This window comes from Nocardia sp. NPDC051321 (assembly GCF_044455225.1).
GTDB lineage: Bacteria > Actinomycetota > Actinomycetes > Mycobacteriales > Mycobacteriaceae > Nocardia.
This window is the reverse complement of the sequence record NZ_JBITEM010000007.1, coordinates 146685-168402: the sequence shown is the minus strand read 5'-3', so window position 1 is coordinate 168402 and position 21718 is coordinate 146685. Positions and strand designations below refer to the sequence as shown.

At 67.1% G+C, this 21718-nt stretch carries 18 protein-coding genes; 15 read left to right on the top strand and 3 right to left on the bottom strand.

Annotated features, from left to right (window positions below; genetic code table 11):
- Positions 1–245: 245 nt before the first annotated feature.
- From ACIA8C_RS18245 to ACIA8C_RS18180, 14 genes are all read left to right on the top strand, one after another.
- Positions 246–2477 (top strand): SulP family inorganic anion transporter, encoded by a 2232-nt coding sequence (locus tag ACIA8C_RS18245; RefSeq protein ID WP_397135989.1) that lies wholly within the window; start codon positions 246–248, stop codon positions 2475–2477.
- A gap of 242 nt (positions 2478–2719) precedes the next feature.
- Complete coding sequence (locus ACIA8C_RS18240; RefSeq protein ID WP_397135987.1) at positions 2720–4972, top strand: SulP family inorganic anion transporter; 2253 nt, start codon at positions 2720–2722, stop codon at positions 4970–4972.
- A gap of 94 nt (positions 4973–5066) precedes the next feature.
- Positions 5067–5492, top strand: coding sequence for a TIGR02611 family protein (locus tag ACIA8C_RS18235; RefSeq protein ID WP_397135985.1), 426 nt, complete (start codon positions 5067–5069; stop codon positions 5490–5492).
- Positions 5489–6103 (top strand): (2Fe-2S)-binding protein, encoded by a 615-nt coding sequence (locus ACIA8C_RS18230; RefSeq protein ID WP_397135983.1) that lies wholly within the window; start codon positions 5489–5491, stop codon positions 6101–6103. The genes ACIA8C_RS18235 and ACIA8C_RS18230 overlap by 4 nt, the downstream gene beginning before the upstream one ends.
- Positions 6104–6512: 409 nt before the next feature.
- The gene (gene thrS, locus ACIA8C_RS18225; protein WP_397135981.1) at positions 6513–8564 is read left to right on the top strand and encodes a threonine--tRNA ligase; all 2052 of its coding nucleotides are present in this window, start codon (positions 6513–6515) and stop codon (positions 8562–8564) included.
- Positions 8561–9154, top strand: a complete 594-nt coding sequence (locus tag ACIA8C_RS18220; RefSeq protein ID WP_397135979.1) for an HIT family protein — start codon at positions 8561–8563, stop codon at positions 9152–9154. The genes thrS and ACIA8C_RS18220 overlap by 4 nt, the downstream gene beginning before the upstream one ends.
- A gap of 2 nt (positions 9155–9156) precedes the next feature.
- Positions 9157–9870 carry a phosphatidylinositol phosphate synthase gene (pgsA, locus tag ACIA8C_RS18215; protein WP_397135977.1) on the top strand — a complete coding sequence of 238 codons (714 nt, stop codon included), beginning with the start codon at positions 9157–9159 and terminating at the stop codon, positions 9868–9870.
- 46 nt (positions 9871–9916) lie between these two features.
- Positions 9917–10942, top strand: coding sequence for a phosphatidylinositol mannoside acyltransferase (locus ACIA8C_RS18210; RefSeq protein ID WP_397135975.1), 1026 nt, complete (start codon positions 9917–9919; stop codon positions 10940–10942).
- Complete coding sequence (locus tag ACIA8C_RS18205) at positions 10939–12063, top strand: glycosyltransferase family 4 protein (RefSeq protein ID WP_397135973.1); 1125 nt, start codon at positions 10939–10941, stop codon at positions 12061–12063. The genes ACIA8C_RS18210 and ACIA8C_RS18205 overlap by 4 nt, the downstream gene beginning before the upstream one ends.
- Positions 12063–13106, top strand: coding sequence for an NUDIX domain-containing protein (locus tag ACIA8C_RS18200; RefSeq protein WP_397136562.1), 1044 nt, complete (start codon positions 12063–12065; stop codon positions 13104–13106). The genes ACIA8C_RS18205 and ACIA8C_RS18200 overlap by 1 nt, the downstream gene beginning before the upstream one ends.
- 574 nt (positions 13107–13680) lie before the next feature.
- Positions 13681–14583, top strand: a complete 903-nt coding sequence (gene pdxS, locus ACIA8C_RS18195) for a pyridoxal 5'-phosphate synthase lyase subunit PdxS (RefSeq protein ID WP_397135971.1) — start codon at positions 13681–13683, stop codon at positions 14581–14583.
- 202 nt (positions 14584–14785) lie between these two features.
- A complete protein-coding gene (locus ACIA8C_RS18190) occupies positions 14786–15685 on the top strand; it encodes a LysR family transcriptional regulator (protein WP_397135969.1) in 900 nt (299 codons plus the stop codon).
- Positions 15686–15929: 244 nt separating this feature from the next.
- On the top strand, positions 15930–16379 hold the full coding sequence (locus tag ACIA8C_RS18185; RefSeq protein WP_397136560.1) for a hypothetical protein: 450 nt from the start codon (positions 15930–15932) through the stop codon (positions 16377–16379).
- Between the two features lie 80 nt (positions 16380–16459).
- Positions 16460–17191 carry an SDR family oxidoreductase gene (locus ACIA8C_RS18180; RefSeq protein WP_397135967.1) on the top strand — a complete coding sequence of 244 codons (732 nt, stop codon included), beginning with the start codon at positions 16460–16462 and terminating at the stop codon, positions 17189–17191.
- Between the two features lie 360 nt (positions 17192–17551).
- Here ACIA8C_RS18180 and ACIA8C_RS18175 read toward each other — a convergent pair whose 3' ends face one another.
- On the bottom strand, positions 17552–17995 hold the full coding sequence (locus ACIA8C_RS18175; RefSeq protein WP_397135965.1) for an HIT family protein: 444 nt from the start codon (positions 17993–17995) through the stop codon (positions 17552–17554).
- A gap of 139 nt (positions 17996–18134) precedes the next feature.
- Positions 18135–18737, bottom strand: coding sequence for a hypothetical protein (locus ACIA8C_RS18170; RefSeq protein ID WP_397135963.1), 603 nt, complete (start codon positions 18735–18737; stop codon positions 18135–18137).
- Positions 18738–18874: 137 nt separating this feature from the next.
- Here ACIA8C_RS18170 and ACIA8C_RS18165 point away from each other — a divergent pair, with 137 nt between their 5' ends.
- Positions 18875–19693 (top strand): acyl-CoA thioesterase, encoded by an 819-nt coding sequence (locus tag ACIA8C_RS18165; protein ID WP_397135961.1) that lies wholly within the window; start codon positions 18875–18877, stop codon positions 19691–19693.
- 282 nt (positions 19694–19975) lie between these two features.
- Here the strand turns inward: ACIA8C_RS18165 and ACIA8C_RS18160 are convergent, their stop codons facing one another.
- Positions 19976–21667 carry an APC family permease gene (locus tag ACIA8C_RS18160; RefSeq protein WP_397136558.1) on the bottom strand — a complete coding sequence of 564 codons (1692 nt, stop codon included), beginning with the start codon at positions 21665–21667 and terminating at the stop codon, positions 19976–19978.
- Positions 21668–21718: the final 51 nt, after the last annotated feature.

The window sequence follows — 21718 nt, the reverse complement described above, 5'->3', positions numbered from 1 at the left end:
TCGAGCTGCGCAGGCTGACCGGAAGAACTGGACAGTGATCTGGATCACAATTCGATGACGATGGGGCCGATTCCACCTGAAAGCTTTCCAAATGCTTTGCGAAGTCTTTACTATTAGCCAGATCTTCGCATCACCCGGGTCGCCGCTCTCGAGCGGTTGAGTCACGCCCGCCGCTCGTTTTCGATGCCAGTACATGTTCCACCGATGAACCGGGACGGTCCACGTCCGCCCGGCGAAGGAGAAATATGTCCACCGACACCGATTCCGCACCACGGACGTCGCTGCGCCACTTCGCTTTTCCGGAACGTCTGGCCGCAATAGGCCGCCACGATCTGCCAGCCTCGATCGTGGTTTTCCTGGTCGCGCTGCCGCTTTCCCTCGGTGTCGCGGTCGCCTCCGGCGCACCCGTCGCCGCGGGGCTGATCGCGGCGGTGGTCGGCGGGGTGGTCGCGGGACTGGTCGGTGGGTCGGGCGTGCAGGTGACCGGGCCGACCGCGAGCCTCACCGTGATCGTCGCCGCGAGCGTGCACCAATTCGGCTGGGCCGCGACGTGTTTCATCACCGCCGGGGCCGGGGCGTTGCAGATTCTGTTCGGCCTGAGCCGGATCGCGCGGGGTGCGCTGGCGATCGCGCCGGTGGTGGTGCACGCGATGCTGGCAGGCATCGGGGTGATCATCGCGCTGCAGCAGGTGCATGTGCTGCTCGGCGGCACGTCGCTGAGCTCGTCGTTCGCCAGCCTCGTCCAGCTGCCCCATCAGCTGATGTCCGTGCATCGCGGCGATCTGCTGATCGGTGTGGTGGTGATCGTCATCCTGATCGCCTGGAAGTTCGTGCCGCGTCGGGTGCGGGTGGTGCCGGGGCCGTTGGTCGCCGTGGTGGTCGCGACGCTGTTGTCGCTGGTGCTGCCGACCCACGTCGAGCGGCTGGTGCTGAACGGCTCGCTGCTCGACGCGATCGGACTGCCAACCATCCCGTCCGGCAGCTGGACCGCGATCGCGATCACCGTGGTGACCATCGCGCTCATCGGCAGCGTCGAGACGCTGCTTTCGGCGGTCGCGGTGGACAAGCTGCGCCCGGAAAGCTCGACCGACCTCGACCGTGAATTGATCGGGCAGGGCTCGGCCAACATGGTGTCCGGCCTGCTCGGCGGCCTGCCGGTGGCGGCGGTGATCGTGCGCAGCATCACCAACGCGCAGGCGGGCGCGCAGAGCAGGGCGGCGACGGTGCTGCACGGCGTCTGGGTGCTGCTGTTCGCGGTGGCATTGGCTGGTCTGGTGCAGCAGATCCCGAAGGCGGCGCTGGCCGGGCTGCTCATTCTGATCGGTGTGCAGCTGGTGAAGCTGGCGCACATCCGGCTCGCGCGCCGCACCGGTGATCTGTATGTGTATGTCGCGACGGTACTGAGCGTGGTGTTCCTGAACCTGTTGGTTGGCATGCTGATCGGGCTCGCGCTGTCGTTCGCGCTGCTGCTGTGGCGGGTGGTCAAGGTGACCATCGTCGCCGAACCGGTGGCGAGCGCGCGGCGCTGGGTAGTAACCATCGACGGCACCTGCACCTTCCTCGCGCTGCCGAAGCTGTCCGCGGAACTCGCCAAAGTGCCTGCGGGCGTTGAGGTTACCGTGGAGATGACGGTCGACTTCCTCGACCACGCCTCGTATGAGCGGATCACCGAATGGGCCACCCAGCACGAATCCGACGGCGGCACGGTCGAATTCGTGGAGATCGGCAGCGCTCGGATGGCGCGTGCGCTGGCGGGGCCACCCGAGCGCGGCAATTCCCGGCAGGTCATCGACCAGGCGATCAGTCCGTGGCGGCGCACCGGCATTCACGAGGATCCGATCGTGGCGGGCATCGCGGCCTATCACCGCGGGCACGCGCACCTGATGCGCCCGCACCTGGATGGCCTGCGCCACCGCCCCGACGCCCATTCGTTCTTCCTCACCTGCGCCGACGCCCGCATCGTGCCGAACGTCATCACCAACAGCGGACCCGGCGACCTGTTCACGGTCCGCAACGTGGGCAATCTCGTCCCCACCGCGGGCAGCGACGTGTCGGTCGAGGCCGCGCTGATCTACGCGCTGGAAAAGCTGGACGTGCGCGCGGTCGTCGTGTGCGGCCATTCCGGCTGCGGCGCGATGGAGGCGCTGTATCGCGAGGTGCGGACCGGCTCGGGCCTCAGCGACTGGCTGGCCCATGCCCGGCCGAGCCTCGACCGCTTCCGCCTCGGGCACCCGGTCGCCGAGGCCGCCGCGCTGGCGGGATTCGGCGCGGTCGATCAGCTGGGCATGGTGAATGTGGCGCTGCAACTGGAGACGCTGCACGCGCACCCGGCCGTGCGCCAGGGCATCGAGGAGCGCGGCGTCGCGGTCTCGGGGCTGTTCTTCGATATCGCCACCGCCCGGGTGATCGAGGTGACCGTGGACGGTATCGCGGAATTCGATGACGAGGGCCGCCGTGTCGCAGCCGCGCCGGTTTAATCGTCGCGACGGTCCGGATGTGGCAGTCATGAGGCTATGCGCGGTGTTAACGCGCTCTTAGCATCATTCTCAGGCTTTGCTTAGCCTTTACTAATAGCCTTGCTTCGGTTTACCTCTCGACCCGTTGGTGTGTCGAGAACTGCTTCACCGCGAGATGCCGGTTCGCGGTCGTATGCCCTGCTGGACATGTAGATCGTCAACCGACCTCGGCCGTTGTGCCGGGTTCGGCGAAGGAGATAGTCATGGTTGTCGAGAACGATGTGGCCCCACCGATAACACAGGATGTCCCAGCGGACTCGGGTCGCGGTTCTGGACCCCTGTCCGATCGTGTGCGCTCGATCATTCGGCACGATGTGCCCGCTTCCATCGTGGTTTTCCTGGTCGCGTTGCCGCTGTCCCTCGGCATCGCCGTCGCCTCCGGCGCGCCCGTCGCCGCCGGTCTGATCGCCGCCGTGATCGGCGGTGTCGTCGCCGGTTTGCTGGGCGGCTCCATTCTTCAGGTGAGTGGCCCCGCCGCGGGCCTCACCGTCGTCGTTGCCGAGTCCATCAACCAATTCGGCTGGAAAACAACCTGTTTCATCGCCGCCGCGGCCGGTGTGCTGCAGATTCTGTTCGGGCTGAGCAGGATTGCGCGGGCCGCGCTGGCCGTCGCGCCGGTGGTGGTGCACGCGATGCTTGCCGGTATCGGTATCACCATTGCGCTGCAACAGATTCACGTGCTGCTCGGCGGTTCGTCGCACAGCTCGGCATGGAAGAACCTCACGCAGCTACCCGAGCAGCTGATGTCGCTGCACGGCGGCGACGCCTTCATCGGCGCGGTGGTGATCGCCATCATGCTGGGGTGGAAGTACGCGCCCGGCAAACTGCGGGTGGTCCCCGGGCCGTTGGTCGCGGTGTTCGCGGGCACCGTGCTCGCCATGGTGCTGCCCACCGGGGCCGAGCGAATTGTGTTGAACGGCTCGCTGTTCGACGCTATCGGCCTGCCGGAACTGCCGCGCGGTGACTGGTCGGCGGTGGTGCTCATGGTCATCACCATCGCGTTGATCGCCAGCGTGGAGAGCCTGCTCTCCGCAGTGGCCGTGGACAAGATGCACTCCGGTCGGCGCACCAATTTCGATCGCGAGCTGATCGGCCAGGGCTCGGCCAACGTGCTGTCCGGCCTCCTCGGCGGGCTGCCGGTCACCGGCGTGATCGTGCGCAGCGCCACCAACGTGCAGGCCGGTGCGCGCAGCCGGGCGTCGGCGGTGCTGCACGGCGTCTGGATCCTGGTGTTCTCGGTGGCACTGGCCGCTGTGGTGCAACAGATTCCGAAGGCGGCCCTGGCGGGGCTGTTGATCGTGATCGGCATTCAACTTGTCAAGCTTGCGCACATCCGAATGGCAAGGCGCACCGGCGATCTACTCGTCTACGCGGTCACCGTGGTGTCGGTGGTGTTCCTGAATCTGCTGGAGGGCGTGCTGATCGGCCTCGCGCTGGCCTTCGGTCTGCTGCTGTGGCGGGTGGTGCGAGTCGCCATCAGCGCCAGGCAGATTCCGGGTTCACAGCGGTGGATGATCACCATCGACGGCTCCTGCACCTTCCTCGCGTTGCCGAAGCTGTCCACGGAATTCGCGAAGGTGCCCGCCGACGCCGACGTCACCGTCGAGATGACCGTCGACTTCCTCGACCACGCCGCCTTCGAGGCCATCGAGGACTGGGTGCGTCAGCAGGAAAGCAACGGCGGCAGTGTCGATTTCGTGGAAATCGGCAGTGCGCGGATGGCGTACGCGACGGCGGGCCCGCCGTCGCGCAGCTTCGGGCGCGCGGTGTGGACCGACATCCTCGGCCCGTGGCGCCGCGACGAACACGCGGACCCGATCGCGGCAGGCGTCGCCGCCTATCACCGCAGTCATGCGCACGTCGTGCGGCCACACCTGGACGGGCTGCGCGACAGTCAGGATCCGGATTCGTTCTTCCTGACCTGTGCGGACTCGCGGATCGTGCCGAACATGATCACCAACAGCGGGCCGGGTGATCTGTTCACGGTGCGCAACGTGGGCAACCTGGTGCCCGCGGTCGGCGACCCGTCGGTGGACGCGGCGCTCGTCTTCGCCCTGGAAGAGCTGAACGTCCGGTCCATCGTGGTCTGCGGGCATTCGTCCTGCGGCGCGATGAAGGCACTGCACTCCGGGGCCAAGGCCGGCCCGGAAATCGACAAGTGGCTCGCGCACGCGCGGCCGAGCCTGGACCGGATCCGGCGCGGGCACCCGGTCGCGGTGGCCGCGGCACGGGCCGGTTTCGGCGAGGTGGACCAGCTGAGCATGGTGAACGTGGCCGTGCAGCTGGAGAACCTGCAGCGCCACCCCGCGGTACGCGCGGCCGTCGCCGAACGCGGTGTGACGGTGTCGGGCCTGTTCTTCGATATCGCCAGCGCGCGCGTCATCGAGATCACCGAGGACGGACTGGCCCACATCGAGGACGAGGCGGGCCATCGGGTCGTCCCCGAACTCGTCTGAGCAATGACCGCCGAGCCCGCCCGAACTGGCCGATTCGTGCGGGCTCGACGTCCGTGACCTGGCCCGGACCGGTCGGTCTCGTACGCTGGGAAAGATGACGGCCGACCTCGAGACAAGCTCGACGCCGACGGGCTGGCGCGCCTTCCGGGCCCGCATTGCCGCGCGACCTACGCTGAACCTCGCCTATCGGGTCGGGGTCGCGTTGGTCGGCACCGCGGTGCTCGCAGTCGGAATCGTCACGATTCCCTACCCCGGACCCGGCTGGGCGATCGTATTCACCGGACTGGGCATCCTGGCCACCGAATTCGCCTGGGCACAACGGGCACTCGGCTGGCTGCGGGACAAGTACCGGCAGGGTATGGCGTGGTACTCCGCTCGGGGCACCGCCATGCGCGTGTTCGCGGCGGGCGCTACCTTTGCGCTGGTTGTCGCGACACTATGGATATTGGGCACTTTCGGGATGGTCGGCAGCTGGATCGGAGTCGAGTGGCAATGGTTACGCAGTCCCCTGAAGTGGTGAACACCGTTCCCGGGCGAACGTTGACGCAGCCGGACTGGCTGGCGGCGCGGATCGCCGAGATGGGCCACTCGTGGGGGACCACCACACCGCGCATCGCGGGCACGCTGTGGTGGTGCATGGTCGCCTCCGCGCTCGTCGAGCGGATCGCGCGGGCGTACGCGCGCGACGAGCGGGCGGTCGAGCCGGTGCTCGACAATTTCGACTGCGAGGTCCGTCCCGACGGCGGCGTGGAACGCATCCAGGTGCTCGCCGAGCCCGACGCATCAACCGAGCCGGGCGCGGCACTGCGGGAAACCCTTGCGGCCGTGATCGGTCCGGTCGCCGAGGTCTCCGGTGCGACCGTGCCTGCGCTGTGGGCGATCGTCGCCGACGCCATCGGCAACCGGGCCCTGGACGCGGGCTCCCCAGACGCGGGCACCCGACTGGCGACCCAGATCGGCGGCAAACTCCCCATACCGCGCTTCGTCGAAATCGGCGGCCGCACCTTCGTCAAACGCATCTCCTGCTGCCTCGTCTACGAGGTCCCCAACTGCGAAATGTGCACCAGCTGCCCCAAACGCCCCGCCGCCGAACGTGAGGCCATGCTGGAAAACCTGGCAGCAGACAGCTGACCCGGGACTTGGGAAATCGACGTGAGTCATACGGTCGCTGTTCAAGATCAGCTAGCGACCCTTTGACTCGCGTCGATGGGCGCCAACGACCATTTCACTCGCCTCGATGTGGGTTTGTGGCGTCGCGGACCTGCTTCTCTCCTCGCAACACCTAGGAGGGGGTATGAGGGAGCAAGCAGGTGTACCAAGGCCGCTGCCGAGGCTTGCGCGTCTGCTCGCGGCCTTCGGGCGCCCTCCGGTCGGATAGCGAATTGGGCGCTGGTGACCCCTGAATACGCGGAGCGGCGGGAGAGCGTGTGCGCGTTGGGGTGGGCATGCCGATAGCATGGTCGCGCCGGGGCAGTGCGTGTCCTGGCCATGATCCGCGGGGACGTCCCCGCACCCGAGAAACTCCAAGGAGAGCACCGCCGTGACCACCTCAGCCCGCACTACCCCTGCCGCCCTCGTCCGGGTGCCGGCCGGGACGACGGCGGGTGCCGCGGTGCGCGAGGCCGGACTGCCGACCAAGGGGCCGGACACCATCGTCGTCGTGCGTGACGCCGAGGGCCTCAAGGACCTGTCCTGGACCCCGGACACCGACGTCGAGGTGGAGGCGGTCGCCGCCGACACCGAGGACGGCCGCAGTGTCATCCGGCATTCCGCCGCGCACGTGCTGGCCCAGGCGGTGCAGCAGGAGTTCCCGGAGGCCAAGCTCGGCATCGGCCCGCCGATCAAAGACGGCTTCTACTACGACTTCCAGGTCGACAGGCCGTTCACCCCGGAGGATCTGGCCAAGCTGGAATCCAGGATGAAGAAGATCGTCAAAGGCGCGCAACGCTTTTCGCGCAGGGTGATCGAGGTCGAGGACGCCCGCGTCGAACTGGCCAAGGAGCCGTTCAAGCTGGAGCTGATCAGCGACAAGTCCGGCATCGACGATCCGGAGGTGATGGAGGTCGGCGGCAAAGAGCTGACCATCTACGACAACCTCGATCCTCGCACCGGCGAACGCCTCTGGGGCGATCTGTGTCGCGGCCCGCACATCCCGACCACCAAGTTCATCCCGGCGTTCAAGCTGACCCGCAGCTCGGCCGCCTACTGGCGCGGCGATCAGAACCGCGAAGACCTGCAGCGCATCTACGGCACCGCCTGGGAATCCCAGGAGGCCCTGGAAGAGCACATGCACCTGCTCGCCGAGGCCGAACGCCGCGACCACCGCAAGCTCGGTCTGGAACTGGACCTGTTCAGCTTCCCCGACGAGCTCGGCTCCGGCCTGCCGGTGTTCCACCCCAAGGGCGGCATCATCCGCAAGGAGATGGAGGAGTACTCGCGGCGCAGGCATGTGGCCGCGGGCTACGAGTTCGTCAACACCCCGCACATCACCAAGGGACACCTGTTCGAGGTCTCCGGCCACCTGGACTGGTACCAGGACGGCATGTTCCCGGCGATGCACCTGGACGCGGAGCTGAACGAGGACGGCACCGTCCGCAAGCCCGGCCAGGACTACTACGTCAAGCCGATGAACTGCCCGATGCACAACCTGATCTTCCGGGCCCGCGGCCGCTCGTACCGGGAACTGCCGTTGCGGCTCTTCGAGTTCGGCTCGGTGTACCGCTACGAGAAGTCCGGCGTGGTGCACGGCCTGACCCGGGTGCGCGGCATGACCCAGGACGACGCGCACATCTACTGCACCAAAGAGCAGATGCACGCCGAGCTCACCAGCACCCTGCAGTTCGTGCTCGCGTTGCTGAAGGACTACGGCCTCGACGACTTCTACCTGGAGCTGTCGACCAAGGACCCGGTGAAGTTTGTCGGCTCGGACGAACTCTGGGAAGAGGCGACCGAGACCCTGTCCAAGGTGGCCTCGGCCTCCGGGCTCGAGCTCGTGCCGGACCCGGGCGGCGCCGCGTTCTACGGGCCGAAGATCTCCGTGCAGGTCAAGGACGCGCTCGGGCGGACCTGGCAGATGTCGACCATCCAGCTGGACTTCAACCTGCCGGAGCGGTTCAACCTGGAATACACCGCCAACGACGGCACCAAGCAGCGGCCGGTGATGATCCACCGCGCGCTGTTCGGTTCCATCGAACGGTTCTTCGGCGTGCTCACCGAGCACTACGCCGGCGCCTTCCCGGCCTGGCTGTCGCCGGTGCAGGTGGTCGGCATCCCGGTCGCGGAAGCCTTTGCGCCGCACCTGGATCAGGTGATCGAGCGGCTGCGGGACGCGGGCGTGCGCGCGCAGGTGGACCGCAGCGACGACCGGATGCAGAAGAAGATTTTCAACAACACCGCGCAGAAGGTGCCGTTCATGCTGCTGGCCGGCGAGCGGGACGTGGCCGCCGACGCGGTGAGCTTCCGGTTCCGCGACGGCACCCAGGTGAACGGCGTGCCGGTCGCCGAGGCGGTGGCCACCATTGTGCTATGGATCGCGAATCGGGAGAACGCTTCGCCGACCGCGGAGGGCTTCGAGATCAAGGGTGCGGAATGACTGAGCGCGGGGCGCCGGATGGACTTACCGAGCTGAACGACGCCGCGGAACAGGGCAGCATCGTCGACCGCGGCGCGGGCGAACCCGATCGGCTGCAACGGCTGTGGACGCCGTACCGGATGTCCTACATCGCCGAGGCCGCGTCCCCCGACCCCTCCTCGACCGGGCATCCGTTCACCGATATTCCGAAGATGTCCGACGAGGACGGTCTGGTGATCGCGCGCGGCGAACTGGTCTACGCGGTGCTGAACCTGTACCCGTACAACCCCGGCCACATGATGGTGGTGCCGTACCGCAGGGTGGCCAACCTCGAAGACCTCACGGTGGCCGAGGGCGCCGAGTTGATGGCGTTCACCCAGCAGGCGATCCGGGTGATGAAGCGGGTATCGCGGCCGCATGGCTTCAACGTCGGCCTGAATCTCGGTGGCGTGGCGGGTGGTTCGCTGGCCGACCACCTGCACCAGCACATCGTCCCGCGCTGGGGCGGCGACGCGAACTTCATCACCGTGGTGGGTGGCGCGAAGGTGATGCCACAGTTGCTACGCGAGACGAGGGCGCTGCTGTCGGCAGCCTGGAAGGAAGTCGACTAGAAGTGCTGAGCTTCTTCGGCCGCGATACGTTTGCCAAAGCGACTGCGCCGCTGGGCAAAGCGCTGGTGAGCACGGGGCTCACGCCGGATGCGGTGACGGTCATCGGCACCACCGCGTCGATCGCCGCCGCGGTCACTCTGTTCCCGACCGGACACCTGTTCTGGGGGACCATGGTGATCTGGTTGTTCGTCATGTTCGACATGCTCGACGGCGCCATGGCGAGGGCGCGCGGCGGCGGCACGAAATACGGTGCGGTACTCGACGCCACCTGCGACCGGATGGCCGACGGCGCCATTTTCGCGGGGCTGGCATGGTGGGCGGTGTTCCACGAGCATCACAAGCCGTTGTTCGCGGCGACCCTGGTGGTACTGGTGACCTCGCAGGTGATTTCGTATGCCAAGGCGCGCGCGGAGGCCAGCGGGCTGTCCGCCGACGGCGGGATCATCGAGCGGCCGGACCGGCTGATCATCGTGCTGGTCGGTGCGGGGTTGACCGGGATCGGCGGGTACTGGGGTATCGGCTGGCTTGCCTACGCGGTGCACGTCGCGATGTGGATCCTGGCGGTGCTCAGCATCGTCACGGTGTTCCAGCGGGTGCTCGCGGTGCGCAGTTCGCCCGGCGCGCGCGATGTGCTCACGCCCGCGCAACCGAAGGATCCGGCGCAGCCCGAAAACCCTACGGCGGGAACGGCGAACGCGACGGAGCTGCCAACGTGAGACCGCCGAATCGTGGCGGTGCGGTGCGGGAAACGGGGCAATGGTCATGAATATCGGGGAACGGTTGAGCGACGTCGGATACGCGGCGGGCTGGCGGCTGGTGCGGGCACTGCCCGAGTCGACGGCGCGGCGCCTGTTCGACTTCGGCGCCGATCGCGTCGCAGGCAAAGCGAACCGCGCGTTCCGGGCCGGTGGTGCGCCGAATCAGTTACGGCGCAACCTCGCTCGCGTGATCGGCGGGACACCATCGGACGTGCCGGACGAGCTGATCCGGGCGAGCATCCGCTCCTACGCGCGGTACTGGCGCGAGGCGTTCCGGCTGCCGTCGATGGACCACGCGGCAATCGGTAATGAGCTTGTGCTGGAAGGGAAGTCGCACCTCGAAGCCGGGCTGGCCGCTGGCCGAGGGGCGGTCCTGGTGCTGCCGCATTCGGGGAACTGGGACATGGCCGGGGTGTGGCTCGTGCAGAACCACGGCACCTTCGCGACCGTCGCCGAACGGTTGAAGCCGGAGTCGCTGGCCGAGCGTTTCCTCGACTATCGGCGGAGCCTCGGGTTCGAGGTGATTCCACTGACCGGCGCCGCGCAGTCGCCCTTCGGCCAGCTCGCGAACCGGTTGCGGGAGAACAAGGCGATCTGCCTGATGGGGGAGCGCGACCTGACCGGCCGCGGCGTCCCGGTTACCTTCTTCGGCGAGCGCACCTGGCTGCCCGCCGGTGCCGCCAAGCTGGCCATCGAAACCGGCGCGCCGCTGCTGCCGGTGCACACCTGGTTCACCGACGACGGCTGGGGGATGAAAGTCTATCCGCCGGTGGATGTTTCGGGCGGCGTCGCGGCGGCCACCCAGGCGTTGGCGGATCGTTTCGCGGCCAATATCGCCGAGCACCCAGCGGATTGGCACATGCTGCAACCGATGTGGGAAGGCGATCTGTCCGAGGAGCGGCTGGCCAAGATCGCCGCCGCACGGCCGCACCGTGACGAGCCAATCCCGACGGCGGGCACGGACCCGGCGGCAGGCTCGAACGGTTCGGCAAACGTTGATACGACGGCCCAATCGGACGGCGCCCCATGAAGATCGGCATGGTCTGTCCCTACTCGTTCGACGTTCCCGGCGGTGTGCAGGCCCACGTGGTCGAGCTGGCCCGGGTGTTCATCGAACGCGGACACCGGGTGAGCGTGCTCGCGCCCGCCTCGGAGGACACGCCACTGCCCGATTTCGTGGTGTCGGCCGGTCGCGCGGTCGCGATTCCGTACAACGGATCGGTGGCGCGGTTGTCCTTCGGGCCCATGGCCTACACCAGGATTCGCCGCTGGATCGACGGCAACGATTTCGACGTGCTGCATATCCACGAGCCCAACGCGCCGAGCCTGTCGATGCTGGCGTTGAAGATCGCCGAGGGGCCGATCGTCGCCACCTTCCACACCTCGACCACGAAGTCGTTGGTGCTCAGCACCTTTCAGAGTGTGCTGCGGCCTTACCACGAGAAGATCAGCGGCCGGATCGCCGTCTCGGAGCTGGCCAGGCGCTGGCAGGTGGAGGCGCTCGGCTCGGACGCGGTGGAGATTCCGAACGGCGTCGACGTCCCCGCGTTCGCGCGGGCGCCGATGCTGCCCGGCTACCCGCGCGCCGGCCGGACCGTGCTGTTCCTCGGCCGCTACGACGAACCGCGCAAGGGGATGGACGTGCTGCTCGGCGCGCTGCCCGAGCTGGTGCGCAAGCATAAGGAGCTGGAGATTCTCATCGTCGGGCGCGGCGACGAGGACCGGCTGCGGCGGGAGGCGGGGCCGCTCGCCGGGCACCTGCGCTTCCTCGGTCAGGTGTCGGACGCGGAGAAGGCCTCGGCGATGCGCAGCGCGGACGTCTACGTCGCGCCCAATCTCGGCGGCGAGAGTTTCGGCATCATCCTGATCGAGGCGATGGCCGCCGGAACCGCCGTGGTGGCAAGCGAATTGGACGCCTTCCGCCGGGTGCTGCGGGACGGTACGGCCGGTGCGCTTGTGCCGGTGGGTGATTCGGCGGCGCTCGCGAAGGCCATCGATCGGGTGCTCACCGACGACGATCGCCGGGCCGCGTTGGTGGACACCGCGACCCAGGTGGTCGGCGAGTACGACTGGCCGGTGGTCGCCGAGCAGATCCTTCGGGTGTACGAGACGGTGACCGTCGGCGACACCAGGGTACGGGCCGCCGGATGATCACCTTCTCCGCGACAACGGTTCTCGTCCTCGCGCTTATCGCGGCGGTTATCGTCGCGATCGGCATCTGGGCCTACTCCACCGCCAACCGGCTCGACCGGCTGCACGTGCGTTCCGATCAGTCCTGGCAGGCGCTGGACGCGGCGCTGGCCCGCCGGGCGGTGGTGGCCAGGTCGGTGGCGATGGCGATCGCGGACCCGGTGGCCGATCCGGCGCTGGCCGATCAGGGCAAAGTCCTTGCGCTGCTGGCCGATCGAGCCGAACGGGTCGCGCGGCCCGATCGGGAGACCGTGGAAAACCAGCTCTCCGGGGCCCTTTCGACGATCGACATCGAGAAGTTGCGCCCGCAGCTGGTGGCCGAGCTGGCCGACGCCGAGGCGCGAGTCCTGATCGCGCGCCGCTTCCACAACGATGCCGTTCGCGACACCCTCGCGCTGCGCACCCGGCGTTCGGTGCGCATCCTGCACCTCGGTGGTACCGCGCCGCTGCCAACGTATTTCGAGATCACCGAGCGGGCCACCCCGGCCGCGTCCACCGGGTTGACGGTCGACACGACCCGCACCACCGCGCGCATCGTGCTGTTCGATGAACGCGGCCGCACCTTGCTGATGCGCGGCAACGACCCGAAGACGCCGGATATCTCGTTCTGGTTCACCGTCGGCGGTGGCGTCGACCCTGGCGAATCACTGCGGGACGCGGCCGTCCGCGAGCTCTACGAGGAGACCGGCCACAAGGCCGACCCGGACAGCCTGCGCGGCCCGATCTGGCGTCGGGTCGCGGTGTTCCCCTTCGACGGCGACCTGATCCGTTCCGAAGAATTGTTCTTCGCCCTGCGCGTGCCAGGCTACGAACCGCAAGCCACCAATCTGACCACCATCGAACGCCGCGCCATCACCGGCAACAAATGGTGCACCGCCGAAGACATCATCCAGTTGGACCGCTCCGGTGAAACCGTTTACCCCTACAACCTCGACCAACTGCTCCCCGAAGCCGCCGAGGCCGCCTCCGGAGCCGCGCACCCCGAGGTCAGGTCCATCCGCTGAAATAGGCTGCGACCAGCCTATTTTCGGCAATCTCTGCCCGAATATCGATGGCTTGACGGTCGCGTCGGTCAACACGAATTGGGAAGCCCGCTCGAGCCGCCGCCGCAAATGTGATGTGTTTCACTATCGTGCTACGGTCGCGACTGGATCGACGCGGGCTGGGTAGTGCTTTTCGCAAGGCATTCGGACTTCGGTGCCGCGGCCCCGCCTCGGTGGGGGAAATGTTCGCTGTGCGGAGGTACGTAGTAGATGTCCTACCTGTTGTTCGATTTCCTGCTGCCGCTCATCGGTCCCGCCGCCGCCGAGTACTGGGCACAGTTGCTGGTTGTCGGCCCGCTCTGAGTCGCAGCCGGGAGTTAGCGGGCGACGGGGCAACCGGCCCGCTTGACCGGTGAATCCGTTTCCGTGGCCCCGCTTGACCGGTCCAGTGCGCGGGGCGGACGGACAGAGCCCCAGGTAGGTGACAAGGCCAGTCATCTCCGACTGGCTATCAAGTGGCCTGGGTGGCACGCCTAGAATTGGGTCGATTCAATCCCTTGCGACCCGATTGGCGCAGATGACCCAGGAGTTTGCCGTGACGACGCCCGACACCACCCAGACCATCGGCACCGCCCGCGTGAAGCGCGGCATGGCCGAGATGCTGAAGGGCGGGGTGATCATGGATGTCGTCACCGCCGACCAGGCCAAGATCGCTGAAGACGCCGGCGCGGTCGCGGTGATGGCGCTGGAGCGGGTGCCCGCCGATATCCGCGCGCAGGGCGGCGTGTCCCGGATGAGTGACCCGGACATGATCGACGGCATCATCTCCGCCGTCTCCATCCCGGTCATGGCGAAGGCCCGCATCGGCCACTTCGTGGAGGCGCAGATCCTGCAGAGCCTCGGCGTCGACTACATCGACGAGTCCGAGGTGCTCACCCCCGCCGACTACGCCAACCACATCGAGAAGTGGAATTTCACCGTTCCGTTCGTGTGCGGCGCCACCAACCTGGGTGAGGCGTTGCGCCGAATCACCGAGGGCGCGGCCATGATTCGCTCGAAGGGCGAGGCGGGCACCGGCGACGTCTCCAACGCCACCACGCACATGCGCAAGATCCGCGGGGAGATCCGCAGGCTGTCCTCGCTGCCCGCCGACGAGCTGTTCGTCGCCGCCAAGGAACTGCAGGCACCCTACGAACTGGTCCGTGAGGTCGCCGAGACCGGCAAGCTGCCCGTCGTCCTGTTCACCGCGGGCGGCATCGCCACCCCCGCCGACGCCGCGATGATGATGCAGCTCGGCGCCGAGGGCGTCTTCGTCGGCTCCGGCATCTTCAAGTCCGGCAACCCCGCCGAGCGCGCCGCCGCCATCGTCAAGGCGACCACATTCCACGACGACCCGGACGTGCTCGCCAAGGTGTCCCGTGGGCTCGGTGAGGCCATGGTCGGCATCAACGTCGAGGAACTGCCCGTCGACCACCGCCTGGCCGAACGCGGTTGGTGATCCCTCAGCCGATGTGAACTTCCGCGAGCGGGGACTCACCGGAGTCCCTGCTCGTGTGCGTTGAGGCCCAGCTCCGTGCGCAGTTCTCCGGCCGGAATCCGCACTGACTCTCGGGATCTGCACTGGCTTTAGGGCCCTATTCTGAGTGCGGGTCCCGAGTCAGGGTGCGGATTTCGGTGGGGTGGCTGGCGGATGGGTGTAGGTGATCGTGGAATTGCGGCAGTTGCGGTACTTCGTTGTTTTGGCGGAGGAATTGCATTTTCGGCGGGCGGCGGAGCGGTTGTTCATTTCGACGCCGACGCTCAGTCAGCAGATCAAGGTGCTGGAGCGGGAGATGGGCGGGGCGCTGCTCAGTCGGGAACCTCGGGTCGAATTGACCGCGGCGGGGGAGGTGCTGTTCCGGACCGGCAAGGAAGTGTTGCGGTCGGTGGATGGGGCGGTGCGGGAGACGAGGCGTGCGTCCGCCGCGGGGGCTCCGGTGGTTCGGTTCGGGTTGCTCAACGGTGTACCTCCTTGGCTCCCTTCGCGAATCGAGGAACTGCTACCGCCCGGCACCCGGCTGGTGCTGACCGGGGGCACCACCGCCGACCAGGTTCGTTTGCTCGATGACGATGAGGTCGATCTCGCCCTGGTGCGCGCGCCGGTAGCGCTACCCGATCGCTTCGCTCAGCGGCCGATCGCCCACGACGAACTCGGCGTGCTGATGTCAACGGCACATCCGCTGGCGGATTCCGCCGAGGTCGAACCGGCCGATCTCACCGATCAGGAGCTCATCCTGTTCGCCAGGGAATCGGCCGCCGGGCTGCACGACGACCTGTTGCGTGCGCTGCGAGAACGCGGTGCCCACGTGCGACTCAGCGATAGTGCCATGGGCCACGCCCAAATGCTCGCGGTGCTGCCCTTGCTGCCGGACGTGATCGGCCTGAGTTCCGCGCGCGTCGCCGACCGCCCCGGCCTCGCGTGGCGCCCGCTCCGCAGTGGACCGTTGACGGTCACCTACGCCGCCATCTGGCGTGTCCCCGTCCGCAATCCAGCCGTACGCGCCCTGGTCGACGTGTTAGCCGCCAACCCCCAATGGCGCGCGACCGCCGACCGAACCTGACTACGCTATCCGCGACGGTCCCTGGGCGTCTCGACCCGATACAGCCGTAGCTGACCGACTCTTCTCCGCGCCACACCATCGTCTTACTGTTCTCACAATTGTGCTGGGTAGCTTGATGTTTCGATGCCTGTCGACCACCTCGCCGGTAGCTCGCGCCGCATCACCGTCGATGTATCAGCCGAACGCAAAGGACGAGTAGTTGAAGCTTCGTAAGACCGGACGCATAGCGATCGCCGGCTTGGCCGTGGTCGCCGCACTGGGCCTGACGGCCTGCGGCAGCGATGACAAGTCGGATCCGCCGAAGCCACCTCGCACGTCGACCAGCACGACCGCCAATCCGAACACGCCCGCCCCGCCGACCGCCGATGAGCTGAACGCACTGCTGCAGAAGGCGTTGGATCCGTCGGTGCCCAGCTCGGAGAAGCTGGATCTGGTGCAGGGCATCGAGGCCGACCCGGACCTGCCCAACCGTCTCGCGAAGGCGTTCAAGGATTCGAATGCCACGGCAGTGGTCACCGGAGTCAGCGTGTTCGGCGATTCCGTCAGTGCCCAGGCGAAATTCACGATCAACGGTACTGAGAACACGGTCGACGTGCCCTTCGTTCTCGACGGCGGCAAGTGGAAGGTCCAGAAGACCTGGGCCTGCGGCGCCCTCACCAACCTCAACCAGCAATCCCCTGCTTGCACCGGCTGACCTGCTGCGTTAGTCCTTGGCTAACGCGAATTCGTTAGCGCGACATGGACACTCGACTGCCGCGGTGGTCAGGTGGAGACATGACAGTTAGCGCAACAACAGAACGGGTCGTCATCGTCGGCGGCAGCTCCGGCATGGGATTGGCGTTGGCCGCAGCGCTGGTGACCGAAGGCGCGGAGGTCATCATCGCCAGCCGCTCGGCTGAGCGGCTCGCCGACGCGGAACGCACCTTGCCCGATGGACCGGGCAAGGTGCGCTCGCTCGTCGCCGACATCACCAGCGAGAGCGATATCGAGCGGTTGTTCACCGAGGTTGGTCGGGTCGACCACGTGGTGACCACGGCGGTGGACGTCGAGGGGGTGTATCAGCCCATCGCGTCGTTCGACGTCGGACAGGCTCGAAAGACCTTGGACGCCAAGCTGATCGGTCCGGCTTTGCTCGCCAAGCACGCGCAGATCACCCCCGGCGGCTCCCTCACCTTCACCTCCGGCATCGCCGCCTACCGCCCCGGCCCTGGCTCCTCGATCGTCGCCGCCGCCAACGGCGCCCTCGAATCCCTCGCCTACGCCCTGGCCATCGAACTCGGCCCGATCCGCGTCAACGTCGTCTCACCGGGCTGGATCGACACCCCGATCTGGGACACCATCGCCGGCCCCGCCAAAACCGAACGCCACCAACAACTCGCCGCCCGCCTCCCCGTCGGCCGCATCGGCCAACCCACCGAAGTAGCCCAAGCCATGCTCGCCGCAATGCACAACCCCTTCATCACCGGCACCGTCCTGCACGTAGACGGCGGCCACCGCCTCGTCTAGTCACGTGGCGGCCGGTGTAGTCCCCCCAGCCCACCCCGCTGCAACATGACATTCGCTGGATATCACTGTCTCGCAACGCCAGATAGCCATCCTGGAACCCGCACTCTGCGCGGCCAAGTCGAATCCCCCTTTAAGCCCGCAGGATCCAACTAAGCCGGGTACGGCCGTGAGACGCTATACCGATCCTGGCCAACACCAGCGATGTCGCCCCGCACCAGCCCAAGCTCACCGGCCGGTCTCACAGACCCCCCATACCTCTCACAAGGCCCCAGGTACCTGTGCGAGGTACGCGGGGTCTGTGAGACCGGCTGTATACCAACAGGTTTCACCACATCGGAGCACGTGGAACCATGGTGTTATTCAGCGAGGGGAGAAGTGGGTGGACAGGCGGGCGCACAAGGGTGCCAGCTCGGTGGGGGTGGTGCGCGGGGAGTCCGGCCAGGAGTCGATATCGGTCCATGGAATGGTCGGTGGAGTGCCGACTGGGCGGGCGAAGACGTGCTGGTGGAAGTGGGCGACGGAGCGGCCCGTGATCGCGGAGAAGACGAATTCCGGGGCTAGTTCTTGTTGTAGGGCGTGGGCTGCGCGGGTTACTGCCACGCCGATGGCTGCGGCTTCGGGGTCGGTGAGGGTGGACACGGTTGGGGTGTGTCTGCGCGTTTCTACGAATAGGTAGCCGGGGACGGGGGAGCCCTGATCGAGGGGGCGGTGCGTTACGACGACTAATTCGTTCTCGAAGATCACCGGCCCTACGAGTGGTCCGACGCCTTGATGTTTCGCGCAGATAGCGCATTTGCTCCCCATTCGGTCACCATAACGATGATCAGCGGGACGTCGCCGCACGAATCGGAGACGGGACCCTCATTTAGTTACGTTGATATGCGCATCTATCAACAAGCTCCTTGTTGAGAATGGCGTTCAGAAAAAAGCAAGGACGGGAGGGCTAGTCGATGCGGAGGGCTGGGCGGTCGGGGTGGTCCCAGCGGGCGAAGAAGGTTGGGGCGGTGGAGGTTTCGGTGTCGAGGAGGGCGGGGATGGTCCAGTGATCTTCGGGTGGGGTGGTTCGGCGCAAGGCTTGTTCGGACATGTCGAGGCGGACGGTCAGGTCGAACTGGAGATAGTGGTCGAGCAGCATGGGGCCTGCGATCAGGAGGGCGGTGTCGGCGGGGGCTGGGCGGATGGTGGCGCGGGCCGAGCGATCGGTGGCCTCGTCCCACAGGGCGGGGAGCCAGCGGCCTTCGGTGTGCAGGGCGTCGATGACCTCGCGGCGCAGCGCTTCGTAGTCGAACCAGGCGGTGCGATAGGAGATTTCGTCGCGGCCGAACTCCACGCGCAGGGATGCCGGGCGGACGTAATCGTGCAGCGAGACCACCTCGGCGGGTCTGCCGGTGTCGCGCAACGCGGCGGCGACACGATCGGCGAGATCGATCGGGCGGGCGGCGTCGGCGCCGTCGATGGCGATCACCCGATGTCCGGGCAGGGCGCGGAGGCGCTCGACGAGACGTTCGATGAGGACGTCCTGGGTGATCGGAACGAAGTGCGGCACCGGTCCATCAGAGCAAACCGAGTGACCGGCCCGCATCGGCGGCATCAGTTAGTGCGGTTGGAACCGGAATCCCATTGCTGGCCGATCACCTGACGGCCGAGGAGCAGCCCGGCGGGGTGGCGAGTTAATCTCAGCCCATGGCGACAATCGAAGAGGCGCTGGAGATAGAGCGGCTCGAGCGCGACATCTTCCGTGGGGCGTCCACGAAGACTCAGCTTCCGCGCACGTTTGGCGGACAGGTTGCCGGCCAGGCGCTGGTGTCGGCGGTGCGCACGGTCGAAGAGCGGTATCAGGTGCATTCGCTGCACGGATATTTCCTGCGGCCGGGCAACCCTGACCAGCCGACCGTGTACCTCGTGGAGCGGATCAGGGACGGCCGCTCGTTCTGCACCCGCCGGGTCACCGGGGTGCAGGACGGTCAGGCGATATTCACCATGTCGGCGTCGTTCCACGTCGGTGACCAGGGCCCGGAGCACCAGGATGTGATGCCCGAGGTGCAGGCGCCCGACGACCTGCCCGACGCCAGCACCACGATGAGCCCCGAGCGGCTGTGGGCGATGCGCGAGTGGGAGCACTGGGACATCCGGACGGTGCCCCAAGATCAGGTGGCCCGCCGCGAAGGTGTCGTCTCTCAGCAGCAGGTGTGGTTCCGCTACCGTCACCCGCTCCCCGACGACCCGCTGTTCCACGTCTGCACCCTCGCTTACATGAGCGACATGACCCTGCTCGGCTCCTCGAAGGTGACCCACCCCGACGAGCAAACCCAAAACGCCTCCCTCGACCACGCCATGTGGTTCCTGCGCCCCTTCCGCGCCGACGACTGGCTCCTCTACGACCAGGCCTCCCCGTCGGCAGGCTTCGGCCGCGCCCTCACCGGCGGCAAGATCTACAACCGCGAAGGTCAACTCGTGGCGGCGGTAGTCCAAGAAGGACTCATCCGCAACCTCCGCGACTGACCCGCTTGCCGCAAACATCGTGGTGCGCGAGTTCGTCGACGAATTGTTGTGCGGCAAGAGAATTGGTTCGCGGGTGACTGGCTCGTGCGGTGCGGTCGTGCTGGTCGCGGTCCGCGGCGTAACTCGCTGATGTCGCGCTGCGGCGCATGTTGTGGTGCGCTGCACGCGTGTTCGTCAGCGACTTGGCGCGAATTGGTGCGCACCGCGGGAAAGTTTGTCGACCGCGGTGGTGTGAGTGTGGCCGACTCGCACCACCGCGGCCGCCTGAATTCGCTCAGGCTTTCAGCCCACCTGGACGCGCAGGTGGCAGACTACTGTGTCGGTCATACGGCGCAGGACGCGTTCTAGTTCATCGCTGCGGTGGCTGGGTAGGACGCGGTTCCAGCCGATCGGGGGGTCGACCTCGGCGATGACCACGACTTTGCGGCGGCCCTCGAAGTTTTCGCGGACGTAGCGCGCTACCGGGCCGCCGACTGTCGCGTCGCTGTCTTCGAGCAGCACCAGGCGCACCTCGGGATGCCAGGCCTCCCAGGCTTTGGTGAACGCCTTGACCGACTCGCCGGGCAGGCAAACATGCACCGCGACAACGTCTTTGCCGATCGAGAGCGCCGCGGACAATGCCTCGCAGCTCAGGTCGGAAACCTCGGACACCGGCACCACGATGACGGCGTCCCGCGGCCGAGGCGGCGGCGGTACCTCGTCGGACCGGCGGAACGCACCGATCTTGCCGTAGGTGTCGCGAATTCGCTCCATGCCGACCACGAGCACGGGCAGGATCAACACGATCAACCATGCGCCCGCGGTGAATTTCATTGCGGTGGTGACGATCGCGGCGATAAAGGTAAGCAGCGCACCGAACCCGTTGAGTGCCATCCGCCAACGCCAGCCCCCGGTCTTGGTCAGCAGCCAATGCCGCACCATGCCGACCTGTGCGATGGTGAATCCGACGAACACCCCGATCGCGAACAGCGGAACCAGCGCGTTCATGTTGCCGTTCGCGCCGAGCAGCAGCACCCCCGCCGCGACGGCGAGGGTGAGCACGCCGTATCGATAGACCTGCCGCGGCGAGCTGACCGCGAACCGATGGGGCAGGCAGTTGTCGTCGGCCAGAATCTTGGTGAGCGTCGGCAGCCCGCCGTACGAGGTGTTCGCGGCCAGCGCCAGCAGCACAACGGTCGCGAATTGGACTACGTAGTAACCGATTCCATGACCGAGTGCCGCCTCGGTCAACTGTGAGAGCACCGTGGTGCCGTCGATCGGACGCACCTCGAACTTCTCGATCAGCAGGGCGAGTCCGATCAGCATGACGCCGAGCAGCGCGCCGAGCGCGACCTCCGCCCGTTGCGCGCGAACCACTTTCGGCGCTTCGAAGCTGGGCACCGCGTTCGCGATCGCCTCCACGCCGGTCAGCGCGGCACACCCACTGGAGAATGCCTTGAGCAGCAACAGCACTCCGACCGTGTGCGCGTCCAGCATCGTCGCGGTGCCCGCGCTGACACTCGCGGGCTCGGAACGCAGCAGCCCCGCGACGATCACCGTGCAGATGCCGACCACGAACACCACGGTCGGCACCATGAACGCCCGTGCGCTCTCGGTGATGCCGAGCAGATTCAACGCCGTGATGCCGACCAGAATGGCGACGCACAACCACACCGTGTACGGCAGTAACGCCGGAAACGCCGAGGTGAGCGCGGCGACACCGGCGGCGATCGACACCGCGACGTTCAGCACGTAGTCGATGATCAACGAGGCGGCGGCGGTCAGGCTGGTGCGATGCCCCAGGTGCGCCTTGGCCACCGCGTACGCCCCGCCGCCGTTCGGGAACGCCGCGATCACCTGCCGATACGACGCGACCAGCACCGTGAGCAACGCGGCGATCGCCAGCGTCACCGGCAGGGTCAGGCCCAATCCGGCGCCGCCCGCGGCCGCCAGCACCAACACGATCGCCTCGGGACCGTAGGAGACCGACGCCATCGCGTCGAGGGAAAGCCCAGCCAACCCGGTCGGCACGGTGAGGCCCCGGCG